Origin of the sequence: Mycolicibacterium houstonense, assembly GCF_900078665.2 — a bacterium.
GTDB classification, from domain to species: Bacteria; Actinomycetota; Actinomycetes; order Mycobacteriales; family Mycobacteriaceae; genus Mycobacterium; species Mycobacterium houstonense.
This window is the reverse complement of the sequence record NZ_LT546207.1, coordinates 2,072,966-2,086,078: the sequence shown is the minus strand read 5'-3', so window position 1 is coordinate 2,086,078 and position 13,113 is coordinate 2,072,966. Positions and strand designations below refer to the sequence as shown.

Sequence of the window (13,113 nt, the reverse complement as noted above, 5' to 3'; positions counted from 1 at the left end):
CCGGGACGACTCACTACGGCTGGCTCGGGAACGCGCAACCCCGGTGCTGCTCGATGTCCTGCGCCGGTATCCGCCTGCGCCGACCGGTGGCAGCCGGGTGGCCCAGCTGATGGCAACGCTGGACGATGCGTTGCGGGCCTTGCCCCGCTAGACCAGCCAGACGGCCGTGTCCGGCGGCAGCGCGTTCTCCGCCGGATCGCCGCTGCTGAGCACAACCTCGCCGGGCGGCAACGGGGCGGGGTCGCGACCGGTGTTGATCGCACACACCAGTCCGCCGGGACGCCGCAGCGCCAGGCAGCCGGGCGGGGCGTCAAGCCATTCGACCCCGCCGCCGGCGAATTCCGCACGGCCGGCGCGCAATTGGAGGGCCCGGCGGTAGAACTCCAGCGTCGACCGCGGGTCCGTCTGCTGGCGCTGCACGGTCAAGACGGCCCACTCCGCGGGCATCGGCAGCCACGTGTCGGCGTTGGAGGAAAAACCAAAAGGCGGGGCGTCGCCCGACCACGGCATGGGCACCCGGCAGCCGTCTCGGCCACGTTCGGCGTGACCGGAGCGTTCCCACACCGGATCCTGGAGCACGGCATCGGGCAGCTCGACATTCGGCAGCCCGAGTTCCTCGCCGTTGTAGACGAACACCGCCCCCGGCAGCGCCAGCATCACCAGCGCCATCGCCCGGGCCCTCGCCAGCCCGCGGGCGCCGCCGCCGTACCGGGTGACCTCGCGTTCCACGTCGTGATTGGACAGCGTCCAGGTCGGGGTCGCCCCGGCCAGCGCGGCGGCGGCCATCGCGTTGTCGATCGCATCGCGAATCTCGCCGGCGTCGTAATCTGCTTGCACCAGGCGGAAATTGAAGCCGAGATGCAGCTCGTCGGGACGCAGGTACCTGGCGAAACGCTCGTTGCCGTGCACCCACACCTCGCCGACGGCCACCGCGTCGGGGTAGTCGTCGAGCACGGTGCGGATGAAGCGATGGATGTCGTGCACGCTGTCGTTGTCGAAGCGCGGGTCGTCGTCGCTGTTGCGCAGCAGCGCGGTGTCGGTGACCGTCATGTCCGGCAGCTCCGGTGGCTTGGCCATGCCGTGCGCCACGTCGATGCGGAACCCGTCGACCCCGCGGTCGAGCCAGAACCGCAGCGTCTTCGCCAGGTCCTCGAACACCTCGGGCTTGGTCCAGTTCAGGTCCGGCTGGGCCGGGTCGAACAGGTGCAGATACCACTGGCCCGGCGTGCCGTCGGGTTCGGTGATGCGGGTCCACGCCGGGCCGCCGAACACCGACACCCAGTTGTTCGGCGGCTGGGTGCCGCCGGGGCCACGGCCGTCGCGGAAGATGTAGCGGTCGCGGCGGCGCGGGTCGGCCAGCGCCTCGACGAACCACGGATGCGCCGAGCTGGTGTGGTTGGGCACCAGGTCCATCGTCACCCGGATGCCGCGGGCGTGCGCCGCGTCGAGCAGTCGGGTCAGGGCGTCGAGGCCGCCGAACAGCGGGTCGACATCGCGCGGATCGGCGACGTCGTACCCGTGGTCGGCCATCGGCGACACCATCACCGGGTTGAGCCACAGCGCGTCGACCCCGAGCGAGGCGAGGTAATCCAGCCGGCCGCTCACCCCGTCGAGGTCGCCGACTCCGTCGCCGTCGCTGTCGGCGAACGAGCGGGGGTAGACCTGGTAGAACACCGCGTCCGCCCACCACCGGCGCATGTCAGAACGCCGAGTTCACCATCGAGTCCGCGGCCATCTCCAGATAGTCCAGCAACGCCTTGCGGTGGGCGTCGTCCAGAGTCTGTGAATCGATCGAGGCGACTGCGGTGTGCATGCAGCGCAGCCAGGCATCGCGCTCGAGATAGCCGATCCGGAACGGTGCGTGACGCATCCGCAGCCGCGGGTGACCGCGCTGGTCGGAGTACGTCCTGGGCCCGCCCCAGTACTGCTCCAGGAACATCCGGAGCCGCTCCTCGGCGCCGTCGATGTCGTCCTCGGGATACAGCGGCAGCAGGATCTCGTCCTCGCGCACCAACTGGTAGAACCGCGACACGATCGCCGTGAAGGTGTCGTGGCCGCCGACTTCGTCGTAGAAAGAGCGCTGCACCTGCGTCACGTCGTTCATTGTGGTCCATTGTGGCCCGAGGGGGCGTCGAGGCCGGTCACGGCGGTCTGGTCACCTCATGTTCATTCGACTGACCTGCGAACACCCGAAGAATTTTCGTGCGTATTGCCGGGATCCGTGGTGGACTGTCTCCTCGGAGGCTCCATGGCGCACAGCAAAAAAAGCCATATACGACGGACCGGCCACATTCCCGGCCCATCGGGACCCCATGTGCCCAATCGCCCGCTACACAGCGTCGAGGTACTGCCCACCACCGCGCCCGACGCGTCCCTGTGGGGACGCCGCCGGGTCCTGTTGCTCAACTCCACGTATGAACCGCTGACCGCGCTGCCGTTGCGGCGCGCGGTGATCATGGTGATGTGTGGCAAAGCCGACGTCGTCCACGACGATCCGGCGGGGCCGGTCATCCACTCGGCCACCCGCACCATCGTGGTGCCCTCGGTGATCCGGCTGCGCACCTTCGTCCGGGTGCCCTACCGGGCCCGGATCCCGATGACGCGCGCCGCGCTCATGCACCGCGACCGGTTCCGTTGCGCCTACTGCGGCGGGCGGGCCGACACCGTCGACCACGTGATCCCGCGCAGCCGCGGCGGCGAGCATTCCTGGGAGAACTGTGTGGCGGCCTGCGGGCCCTGCAACCACCGCAAAGCCGACCGGCTGCTGGCCGAGCTGGGCTGGACCCTGCGATGTGTGCCGATGCCGCCGAAAGGTCAGCACTGGCGGTTGTTGTCGACGATCAAGGAGCTCGACCCGGCGTGGGTGCGCTACCTCGGAGAGGGCGCGGCGTGAGGCCCGACTTGCTGGGCACTCTCGGCGCGTCAGGGTAGCGCGACTGATACGGTTTGCGCGTGAGCACAGCACTTACCCATTCCCTCCTCGGAGGGGTTCCGCTGTTGTTGTTCGTGGTCCTGGCGTTGTTCTACATGACTCGCAAGGGACCGCACCCGGCCACCTACAAGATGTCCGATCCGTGGACCCACGAGCCCATCCTGTGGGCCGCCGAGGAGCCGCAGGATCACGGGCACGGCGGGCATGATTCACATGGCGTGACGATCGGAGGCGGCGCAAGTGGCAAGTGGTAGCCAAACAACGGATATCGCGACCGCGACCAAGGACGTCGAGCTGCCCTACGGGTACGCCCTGACCTACAGCGGCCGGATCTCCGGGGTCACCGAGCCCGGTGAGCTGTCGGTGCACTACCCGTTCCCGACGATGGATCTCGTGGTCCTCGACGATGCGATGAAGTACGGCTCGCGGGCGGCCAAGGCGCGCTTCGCGGTCTACATCGGCCCGCTCGGTGCCGACACCGCGGCGACGGCGCGCGAGATCCTGGCCAAGGTGCCCACGCCGAATAACGCGGTGCTGCTCGCGGTCTCACCCGACCAGCGCGCGATCGAGGTGGTCTACGGCGCCGACGTCAAGGGCCGTGGCATCGAAGAGGCAGCCCCGCTGGGCGTCTCGGCGGCCGCCGCCTCCTTCAAGGAAGGCAATCTGATCGACGGTCTGATCAGCGCCGTGCGCGTGCTGTCGGCCGGCGTTTCTCCCGCCTGATATTTCGTAGTCAGTTCCCCCGCACCGCGAGCGTGCGTATCTGTTGCCGGACACGCCGCTCGCGGTCGGCGTTTTGCGCACGCTCGCGCGTCGCCACGGCTATCCCGTCAGCTGCCGGCGAATCTGCACGTACCGGCCGAGGAACTCGCGCTCGTCGAGCTTCTTGCGCCGCATCCAGGTGCTGACCTCGAAATTGCACTTGCTCGCATTGCACGAGGCGCAGGCCGGCACCACATTGTCCAGGGTGTAGCGCCCGCCGCGCGAGATCGCCATCACGCAATCCTTCTGGAACGGTCCCTTCGTGGTGCCGCAGTAGGCGCAGCCATTCCACGCGGACTTGATCGCTTCCCACTGCTCGTCGGTGAGATCGTGGACCACGAGGTCCATTCGACGTTTGCGTTTGCGGGCAGCCCGTGCCGCGCGGGTTCTGCTGACCGCCATCGGCCAAGCCTATGAGCCGCGAGCGTGCGCAGACTGTCGCCCAGACACGGCGTGTCGGGCGACAGACCCGCACGCTCGCGGTGCAAGGCCCGGAAGGGGGGAGCGGGTCCTAACTCACTCGCTCACGTCGAAGGCGCGGGCGCGCAGGGAGCGCTCCACGCCGGCCCGGCCCTCGATGACCAGGCGGCGCAGCGCGGGCGGCACCTCCGGGTCGGACAGGAACGCGTCGGCCGCGTCGAGCCCGTTCTCACTGATGTCCCACGACGGGTACAGCCCGATCACCACGGTCTGGGCGACCTCGCTCGAACGCCGTGCCCACACCCCGGAGATGGCCGCGAAGTACTGGGTGGTGAACGGGGTCAGCAGCTCGGCCTGGCCGGGCTGGACGAACCCGCCGACGATCGCGCGGGTGGTGATGTTGGCGATCGTGTCGTCCTCGATGACCTGTTGCCAGGCCGCGGCCTTGACCTCGTCCTGCGGGCGGGCCGCCGACGCCGCCGCGGCCTGACGCTTACCTGCCGCGGTGGGGTCGTTCTCGGCCTCGGCGTCGATGAACGGCGTCTCGGGTCCGTCGGCGTCGACGACTCCGGCCCGGGCCAGCGCGGTGACGATCCGCCAGCGCAGATCGGTGTCGATGACCAGGCCGGCCATGTTCACCGCGGCGGGTTCGTTGTCGAGCAGGGTCGTCAGCACGGCGATGTGGTTCGGCGACAGCACCGAGGTGCACAGCGCGTTCACGAATGCGAGCTGATGATCGGAGCCCGGGGCCGACTCGCGTGCCAGGTCGAGCAGCGCGTCGCCGAACGCCGGCCAGCCGATCTCATAGGCCCACGAGGGGTCGGCGTAGGAACTCAGCGCGGTCTGCGCCTGCATCAGCAGACGCTGCGCGACACCGACCTCGGTCTCGGCGTGCACGCCGCTCATCACCAGGGCGACGAAGTCGCGGGCCTTCATCTCGGCCTCGCGAGTCATCTCCCAGGCCGCCGACCAGGCCAGCGTGCGGGGGAGCGGGTCGGCGATGTCCGCGATGCGGGACAGCACGGTCGACAGCGAGGCCGGGTCCAGCCGCAGCGAGCAGTAGGTCAGGTCGTCGTCGTTGACCAGGATCAGCTTGCCGCGTGAAACTCCCACCAGCGCAGGCACATCCGTTGTCGGGCCCTCGACGTCGAGCTCCTCGCGGTGTACCCGCACCAGCTTGCCCGAGCCGGCCGGGTCGTCGTCATAGATGCCGACCGCCAGCCGGTGCACCCGGGTCTCCCCGGCGCCCGGCGCGGCTCCGGACTGGGCGATGGCGAACCGGGTGAACGCGCCCGAATCGTCGACCGCGAAGTCGGCCCGCAGGGTGTTCAAACCCGTTGTCTTGAGCCACTGTTGGCCCCAGCCGGACAGGTCGCGGCCCGAGGCCTTCTCGAGCGCGCCCAGCAGATCGCCGAACGTGGCGTTGGCGAAGGCGTGGTCGCGGAAGTAGTCCCGCAGGCCGGCCAAGAACTCCTCAAGGCCGACGTAGGCCACCAGCTGCTTGAGCACCGAGGCGCCCTTGGCGTAGGTGATGCCGTCGAAGTTGACCTCGACCGCGGCCAGGTCCGGGATGTCCGCGGCGACCGGGTGGGTGGAGGGCAGCTGGTCCTGCCGGTAGGCCCACGACTTCTCCACGTTGGCGAAGGTGGTCCACGCGGTGTCGTATTCGGTGGCCTCGGCCTGGCACAGCACCGACGCGAAGGTCGCGAAGGATTCGTTGAGCCACAGATCGTCCCACCACTGCATGGTGACGAGATCGCCGAACCACATGTGCGCCATCTCGTGCAGCACGGTCTCGGCGCGACGCTCGTAGGAGGCGCGGGTCACCTTGGACCGGAAGACGTAGTCCTCCAGGAACGTCACCGCGCCGGCGTTCTCCATGGCGCCGGCATTGAACTCGGGCACGAACAGCTGGTCGTACTTGCCGAAGGCATACGGCACGCCGAAGTTCTTGTGGTAGAAGCCGAATCCCTGCTTGGTCTCGGTGAACAGCCGCTCGGCATCCATGAACTCCGACAGCGAGGCGCGGCAGAAGATGCCGAGCGGGATCTCGCCGTGTTCGTCGGCGTAAGTATCCCGCCACACCGCATAGGGTCCGGCGATCAGCGCGGCCAGGTAGGTGCTCATCTTCGGAGTGGTCGCGAAGGTGTGCACGGTGGCCGCGCCGTTGCTGTCGGCGGCGGTGGTGGCCCCGTTGGAGATCACCTGCCAGTGCGAGGGCGCGGTGACCTGAACGTCGAACGTGGCCTTCAGGTCGGGCTGGTCGAAGCAGGCGAACATCCGCTTGGCATCGGCGGTCTCGAACTGCGAGTACAGGTAGACCTCGTCGTCGACGGGATCGACGAAGCGGTGCAGACCCTCACCGGTGTTGGAGTAGAGGCAGTCGGCGTCGACCACCAGGACGTTGTGGGTGTCCAGGCCGGACAATGCGATGCCGGTGGACTCGTCGTAGCCGGACACGTCCAGCGCGGTGCCGTTGAGCGTCGCGCTGCGGACGGTGTCGGCCGCCAGATCGATGAAGGTGTCGGCGCCGGGAAGGGCATCGAACTTCACGGTCGTGGTGGACCGGAAGGTGCGTTCGCCGGGTTTGCCGTTGCCGTCGGTGAGGTCGAGGACGACGTGGTAGTTGTCGACGGTGACCAGAGCTGCGCGCTCGACGGCCTGATCGCGGGTGAGATTGGGAAGTGCCACCCGTCCAACCTAGTGGCTGGACGTCCGGGAGACCCGGGCTACTGGGGGAAGCCGGCGATCCCGGCCAGACCGTTCAGGGCGCCCAGGCTGTTCAGGATCGAACCGTCGCCGATCGACGACATCATCTGCGGGCAGTACATCTGAATCGCGATGCCCGTGAAGAACGAGGCCATCTCGGGGGACATGCCGCCGTTGCCGCGCATCTGGGAGGCCACCGAAGCGAAGTCCTTACCGGGCTCGACCAGCATCGGACACACATCCTGGCCCATCTGGACGGCGGTGTTGGGATCGCCGTAACCCACGCCCGCGTCGTTCAGGGCGTTCAGGAACGAGGTGTCGGTCGGATCGACCGGGGCCGGTACCGGATCGGCCTGCGCCGGTACGGCCAGCGCAAGGGCGACGGCGACGGCGCCGGCGGTGGTCAGAAGGGCGCGTGCGGCCATGTTCAAGCTCCTCAGCTATCACGCAGAACCCTTACAGCGCTCTGCTCACTTGGGCAACAGTGGTTGACCAGGGTCACAGGAACAACACGGTTCGGTAAAATTCGCGCACTATGCGTTTCCTGTGCCATTGCCGTGACGTCGGCATGCATGCCCCGACACACCAGCCATCATGCTTGTCGCACCGGCAGCCGCAATAGTTACCGGAATCGGGAACATCTCGATATGGGTGCGGAGTTGTGCTGAACGCAGTTGTGCCCTGAACCACACCGAGAGGAACGCGTAGATGGCTCAAAAAGACGTAGCCGGCTTCTGGTTCGACCCACTGTGCCCGTGGTGCTGGATCACGTCGCGCTGGATCCTCGAAGTGCAGCAGGTGCGTGACATCGACGTGCAATTCCACGTGATGAGCCTCGCCGTGCTCAACGAGGGCCGTGACCTGCCGGAGAACTACCAGGAACTGATGAAGAAGGCGTGGGGCCCGGTGCGGGTGGCCATCGCCGCCGAACAGCTCAAGGGCCAGGAGATCCTCGGCCCCCTCTACACCGCGATGGGTTTCCGGATCCACAACCAGGACAACAAGGATCTCGACCAGGTCATCGAGCAGTCACTCGCCGAGGTCGGCCTGCCCGCCGAACTGGCCGAGGCGGCCACCACCGACAAGTACGACGAGGCGCTGCGCAAGAGCCACCATGCCGGCATGGACGCCGTCGGCGACGACGTCGGCACCCCGACCATCCACGTCAACGGCGTCGCGTTCTTCGGCCCCGTGCTCTCGAAGATCCCGCGCGGCGAAGAGGCCGGCAAGCTCTGGGATGCGTCGGTGACGTTCGCGTCGTACCCGCATTTCTGGGAGCTCAAGCGCTCCCGCACCGAGGCACCCCAGTTCGACTGACGCGTAACTGGATCGACGGGGCCGCGACAGCCGGAGCAATGCCCCACCGGCCTCCGGCTGTCGCGGCGTTGGCGCCGTGGTGATCGAATTCCTCACTCATCGGGCATCGGCGAACGTCGGGCGAGTGCCGTAGCGCTCCAGCGCGGGCCGGTCCAGGGTGACGCCGAGCCCGGGCCCGTCCGGCACGGCGAGCATGCCGTCGTTGTCGAGACTCCAACCGCCGCTGACGAGTTCGTCGATGTAGGCGGATCCGGTCTTGTATTCGACGAAGTCGGTCGAGGCCAGCGCCGACGCCAGATGCAGATCGGCGGCCAGTCCGATCGCGGTGTTCCAGCCGTGCGGGATCAGCTGCACGCCACGGTCCTGCGCGGCCCAGCCGATGCGGCGCGACTCGCTCAGGCCGCCGCCCTTGGTGGTATCGGGTTGCACGATGTCGAAGGCCCCAGCGTCAAGGAACGGCAAGAAAGTCTGCCGACGGGTCAGGACCTCACCGCCGCTGATGGGCACCTTGGAATGCCGCCGCAACTCGACGAATCCGTCGATGTCGTCGGGTGCCAGCGCCTCCTCGAACCATGCGACGCCGTAATCGGCCAGCATGTCGGCCGTGCGCTTGGCCCACGACAATCCGCCGGGGAAGAAGGCCTCGGAACCACCGGCGTCGACCGCCAGCATGTGGTCGCCGACGGCTTCGCGGGCCGCGGCGACGGTGCGCTCGTCGGTCTGACTGTCCACGCGGCCGAACTTCCACCAGCCGATCTTGAATGCCGTGAAGCCCTGATCCGCCAGCTGCGAAAGGTTTTCGGTCATCACCGGCGCCTCGTCCATCAGCACCGAGGCGTAGGGCCGCACCCGCTCCCGGTAACGGCCACCGAGCAGCCGCCCTACCGGTTGACCGAGTGCTTGGCCGGCCAGATCCCACAGCGCGATGTCGATGGCGCTCGTGGCATGGGTGAGGGAGCCGCCGCGCCCCATCCAGAACGCGCTCTGGTGCAGCGTCTCGGTCAGCCGCTCGGCTTCCAGTGCACTTTGCCCGATCAGTTGTGGCGCAAGCACATCCACGGCCGCGGCGACCAGACCTTCGGTGGTGAAGGCGCTGCCGATGCCGACCTGACCGCTGTCGGTGTGGACGGCGACCAGGGTGTGCACGACGTCGTCGGGGCGCAGTTCGTTGGACCAGCCGCCCTCCGGGGTGGCGCCGCGCAGCCCGCACGTCTGAATGCCGGTGATTTTCATGTGGTTGGGTACTCCTCGGGATGATGTGGTCGTGGTGTTGTCACGGCCGGTGGGTGAGCATGAGCCCGGGCCTGCGGCCCGTGTGGGTGGCGTCGGCGACGACAGCCACGCCGTTCACCCACACATGGCGGGCGGCGTCGGCGTATCGGCGTGGCAGCGTCCAGGTGTCGGTGCGGTCGATGACCGCCGGGTCGAACACCACGACATCGGCGAACGCGCCCTCGCGCAGTTCACCCCGGTCACGCATGCCGAAGTGTTCGGCGACCATGCCGGTCATCTTGTGGATGGCCGTCTCCAGCGACAGCGTGCCCGCCGGAACGTGGTGTGCCAGATAGTGCGTATGCCCGTGGTAGAACAGCGGATTGCGGGTCCGGCCCGCGAGCGCGCCGTGCCGGCAGGTGGTGAACGCGTCGACCCCGAGCAGGAAGTGGTCGTGCGCGATCGCCTCGGCGAGATGGCCCGCGGTGAACAGGTCGCCGATCAGCTGCACGCTGCCCATGTCGGCGCCCGCCGCGGTGAGGATGTCGAACAGGCACTCCCACTCGTCGGCGCCGTGCTTCTCGGCGATCTCGGTGAACGACAGTCCTTCCCAGTCGGGGTGCGTCGGGCTGACGCCCAGCCGCACGCGGTGCCACTGGCCGCGGTGCACGAACCGCCAGTAGCGGTCGCTGTCGCGGCGCACCCGGTCGCGGACTTCCCGGTCCTTGAGCAGCTCGGCGGCCTCCGCGCCGGGACGTTCGGCCAACCATCCCGGCAGCAATCCGGTGGCCATGCCGATGCCGTGCGGGTAGGGGGTCATGTCGGCCAGCACGTCGATTCCGCGCTGTCGTTCGGTGACCACGCGTTCGGCCGCGCGCTCCCAGGCGCCGGGTTCGGCCCCGGTGTCGTGACGCACGTTCAGGTGCGACAGTTGCGCGCGCACCCCTCCACCGTCGACGACGGCGAAGAACTCGTCCACGGCGGTGTCGAGACCGGCGTCGCGATTCCGGATGTGGCTGGCATACATGCCGTTGCGTCGGCCTGCCACTTGTGCGAGCGTCGTGAGTTCCGCGGTGGCCGCGAAACGGCCTGAGCCGTACTCCAGTCCGCTGGTGAAGCCGATCGCGCCGGCCTCCATCGACTCCTCGAGCAGGCGGACCTGCGCGCGCAGTGTGTCGGCGGCCGGCCGCGCGGCGGAACGAATCGCGGTGTGCCCGACGAACCACATGAGGTTCTGGGCTGTCGGACCGGAGTGCACCCGCTGCACGAGATCACCGAAGCTGCGCCAGTCGACCGGACCGTCGTAGCCCATGGCGCGCAGGGCACCGGTGGTCGCGCCGACATCGTCGTCGCCGATCGGAGCGTAGGTGACACCACAGTTGCCGACCACCTCGGTGGTGACGCCTTGGTGGATCGTGCTGAACGCGTCGGGATTGCCCAGCACTGACCAGTCACTGTGGCTGTGCGGATCGATCAGCCCGGGCGTGATGATCATGCCGGTGCAGTCCAGCGTGGTGACCGCTCGGACCTCGGGTGACAACCCGACGAACGCGATGCGGTTCCCGCGCAGACCGACATCGGCACGGCGTGGGGGAGTCCCGGTGCCGTCCACGATCTCGGCGCCCGTCAGCAGGTAGTCCAGGGCAGGCATCTCAGAGCACCTTGCTCAGGAACTCCCGCGTACGGGTCTCCTGCGGCGTGGTGAACATCGATGTCGGGCTGGCGGTTTCGACGATGGAGCCCTTGTCCATGTAGATCACCCGATCGGAGACCTCGCGGGCGAAGCCCATCTCGTGGGTCACCACGACCATGGTCATGCCGTCGGCGGCGAGGTCTTTCATCACCGCCAGCACCTCGCCGACGATCTCAGGGTCCAGCGCCGAGGTGGGCTCGTCGAACAGCATGATCTTCGGATCCATGGCCAGGGCACGAGCGATGGCCACGCGTTGTTTCTGACCTCCCGACAGCGAATCGGGATAGACCTCGGCCTTGTCCGCCAGCCCCACTCGACCCAGCAGGATGCGGGCTCGTTCCTCGGCCTCGCTCTTGGTGCGACCCAGCACCCGCCGCGGCGCCAGCGCGATGTTCTCGATGACGGTCATGTGCGGAAAGAGGTTGAAATGCTGGAACACCATGCCGACGTCACGGCGCACCACGGCGAGGTCGGCGGTCTTCTCCTGGGGTCCCAGCGTGTGCCCGTTGATGACGATCGTGCCTTGTGACGGCCGTTCCAGACCGTTCATGCAACGCAGCAGCGTGCTCTTACCGGAGCCCGACGCGCCGATGATGCACACGACTTCGCGTTCGGCCACCCGGCACGAAACCCCGTGCAGCACTTCGGTGTCGCCGAAGCTCAGCCGTAGTCCGTCGACCTCGATCATTTCTTCGCTCCTGTGGTGAGGGTGAGGGTTTCGCCGACCTCGGGTGCCTTGACGTGGACGCCGAGCTTTCGTTCGTATCGGCGGCCCAGCGACGAAAGCGCGTAGCAGATGACGAAATAGCCGGCACCGACGATGAGGTAGGTGGTGATCGGGTCGGCGGTCAGCGAGCTGACCACGTTGCCTGCCCGGGTCAGCTCGATGAGACCGATGACGGCCACCAGGGAACTGTCTTTGATCAGGACCACGAGGAAACCGACACCGGGTGGCACCATCACTCGTGCGGCCTGCGGCAGGATGACCCAGCGCATACGTTGGGTGTACGACAGCCCGAGTGCGTCGGCGGCCTCGAACTGTCCACGCGGAACCGCTTGGATGCTGCCGCGCACGAGTTCGCCGATGTAGGCCGAGGCGAACACCGACAGCGCGATCACCGCGGCCCAGTACTCCGAGAGGCTGCTGCCGGGGGCCAGCAGCGGTATGCCGAAGTAGACGAAGAAGATGATCAGCAAGACCGGGATGCCGCGGATCAACGCGACGTAGAGCGCGGCCACCCACCGCAGGGCGCGGCTGGTTCCGGTGGACATCAGGCCGATGACGATTCCGAACAGACCGCCGAAAAGTACTGACAGCGCGCATATCTGGAGTGTGACGAGCGCGCCGTTCCAGATCAGCGAGAGATGTTGGGTGCCGAGGCCTTCGAACATCACGCCACCTTCCACTTGATGAACCGGGTTTCGGCGATTCGCGACAGGCTCGCGATGAGGAGCGCGACCGCGAAGTAGAGCAGGCCGCCGACGGTGAACGCCTCGATGGTGCGGAACGTGGTCGAGGTGATTCCCATCATCACGTGCATCAGGTCGGGCAGGGATACGACCGACGTGATCGACGAGGCCAGGAACAGAAGGATCGTCTGATTGGTGATGGCCGGCAGGACATTTCGCATCGCCGGTGGGAACAAAACGCGCCAGAACGTGTCACGCGGGCTGAGGCCGAGTGCCGCGCCCGCTTCACGCAGGCCGGCCGGCACGGACTGAAAGCCGGCGCGATAGATCTCCGCCATGTACGCCGCGTTGTTGATGCTGAGCGCGAGGATGCCCGCCGCAACCGGGTCGAGGTTGATCCCGGCCTGCGGGAGTGCGAAGTAGACGAGGTAGAGCTGCAGCAGCAGTGGGGTGTTGCGGATGACCTCGATATAGGTCGATGACACGACGCGCAGGATGCTCACCTTGGACGTGCGCCCGGTGTAGAGCAGGATCCCGAATGCGCCGCCGGCGACCACTGCGACCACGCTCACCCCGATGCTGACCGCGAGGCCTTTGAGCAGTGGAATGAGGTAGGGGATCAGGTCCCCGTAGTAGAGCTGCATGTGTTGTCCTGAAA

Annotated in this window: 14 protein-coding genes; 4 read left to right on the top strand and 10 right to left on the bottom strand. The window is 67.6% G+C overall.

The window, feature by feature from the left end; genetic code table 11:
• Positions 1-147 precede the first annotated feature (147 nt).
• Together BN4332_RS10480 and BN4332_RS10475 are read right to left on the bottom strand one after the other, a co-directional pair.
• Positions 148-1,698 carry a glycoside hydrolase family 13 protein gene (locus BN4332_RS10480; protein WP_066898370.1) on the bottom strand — a complete coding sequence of 517 codons (1,551 nt, stop codon included), beginning with the start codon at positions 1,696-1,698 and terminating at the stop codon, positions 148-150.
• 1 nt (position 1,699) lies between these two features.
• Positions 1,700-2,104 (bottom strand): globin, encoded by a 405-nt coding sequence (locus BN4332_RS10475; RefSeq protein ID WP_066898369.1) that lies wholly within the window; start codon positions 2,102-2,104, stop codon positions 1,700-1,702.
• Positions 2,105-2,248: 144 nt separating this feature from the next.
• Here BN4332_RS10475 and BN4332_RS10470 point away from each other — a divergent pair, with 144 nt between their 5' ends.
• Genes BN4332_RS10470 through BN4332_RS10460 form a run of 3 tightly spaced genes read left to right on the top strand, consistent with a single transcriptional unit; the run spans position 2,249 to position 3,655 of the window.
• On the top strand, positions 2,249-2,893 hold the full coding sequence (locus tag BN4332_RS10470; protein ID WP_066898368.1) for an HNH endonuclease: 645 nt from the start codon (positions 2,249-2,251) through the stop codon (positions 2,891-2,893).
• Positions 2,894-2,952: 59 nt separating this feature from the next.
• Entirely contained in the window at positions 2,953-3,186 is a 234-nt protein-coding gene (gene ctaJ / locus BN4332_RS10465; protein WP_074133030.1) for an aa3-type cytochrome oxidase subunit CtaJ, read from the top strand.
• Complete coding sequence (locus BN4332_RS10460) at positions 3,173-3,655, top strand: DUF5130 domain-containing protein (RefSeq protein WP_066898366.1); 483 nt, start codon at positions 3,173-3,175, stop codon at positions 3,653-3,655. The genes ctaJ and BN4332_RS10460 overlap by 14 nt, the downstream gene beginning before the upstream one ends.
• 99 nt (positions 3,656-3,754) lie before the next feature.
• Here BN4332_RS10460 and BN4332_RS10455 read toward each other — a convergent pair whose 3' ends face one another.
• From BN4332_RS10455 to BN4332_RS10445, 3 genes are all read right to left on the bottom strand, one after another.
• A complete protein-coding gene (locus tag BN4332_RS10455; RefSeq protein WP_066898365.1) occupies positions 3,755-4,096 on the bottom strand; it encodes an HNH endonuclease in 342 nt (113 codons plus the stop codon).
• Between the two features lie 114 nt (positions 4,097-4,210).
• Positions 4,211-6,805: an aminopeptidase N gene (pepN, locus tag BN4332_RS10450; RefSeq protein ID WP_066898364.1), complete on the bottom strand. Its 2,595-nt coding sequence runs from the start codon at positions 6,803-6,805 to the stop codon at positions 4,211-4,213.
• Between the two features lie 38 nt (positions 6,806-6,843).
• On the bottom strand, positions 6,844-7,248 hold the full coding sequence (locus BN4332_RS10445) for a DUF732 domain-containing protein (protein WP_066898363.1): 405 nt from the start codon (positions 7,246-7,248) through the stop codon (positions 6,844-6,846).
• 283 nt (positions 7,249-7,531) lie between these two features.
• Here BN4332_RS10445 and BN4332_RS10440 point away from each other — a divergent pair, with 283 nt between their 5' ends.
• Complete coding sequence (locus BN4332_RS10440) at positions 7,532-8,140, top strand: mycothiol-dependent nitroreductase Rv2466c family protein (protein ID WP_066898362.1); 609 nt, start codon at positions 7,532-7,534, stop codon at positions 8,138-8,140.
• Positions 8,141-8,236: 96 nt separating this feature from the next.
• Here BN4332_RS10440 and BN4332_RS10435 read toward each other — a convergent pair whose 3' ends face one another.
• From BN4332_RS10435 to BN4332_RS10415, 5 genes are read right to left on the bottom strand one after another with little or no spacing between them, the layout of a single operon-like run.
• Positions 8,237-9,373 carry a mandelate racemase/muconate lactonizing enzyme family protein gene (locus tag BN4332_RS10435; RefSeq protein WP_066898361.1) on the bottom strand — a complete coding sequence of 379 codons (1,137 nt, stop codon included), beginning with the start codon at positions 9,371-9,373 and terminating at the stop codon, positions 8,237-8,239.
• Between the two features lie 40 nt (positions 9,374-9,413).
• Complete coding sequence (locus tag BN4332_RS10430) at positions 9,414-11,003, bottom strand: N-acyl-D-amino-acid deacylase family protein (RefSeq protein ID WP_066898360.1); 1,590 nt, start codon at positions 11,001-11,003, stop codon at positions 9,414-9,416.
• A 1-nt stretch (position 11,004) separates the two neighbouring features.
• The gene (locus BN4332_RS10425; RefSeq protein WP_066898359.1) at positions 11,005-11,733 is read right to left on the bottom strand and encodes an amino acid ABC transporter ATP-binding protein; all 729 of its coding nucleotides are present in this window, start codon (positions 11,731-11,733) and stop codon (positions 11,005-11,007) included.
• Positions 11,730-12,437 (bottom strand): amino acid ABC transporter permease, encoded by a 708-nt coding sequence (locus tag BN4332_RS10420; RefSeq protein WP_066898381.1) that lies wholly within the window; start codon positions 12,435-12,437, stop codon positions 11,730-11,732. Before BN4332_RS10420 ends, BN4332_RS10425 begins: the two co-directional genes overlap by 4 nt.
• Positions 12,437-13,099, bottom strand: coding sequence for an amino acid ABC transporter permease (locus BN4332_RS10415; protein WP_066898358.1), 663 nt, complete (start codon positions 13,097-13,099; stop codon positions 12,437-12,439). Before BN4332_RS10415 ends, BN4332_RS10420 begins: the two co-directional genes overlap by 1 nt.
• Positions 13,100-13,113: the final 14 nt, after the last annotated feature.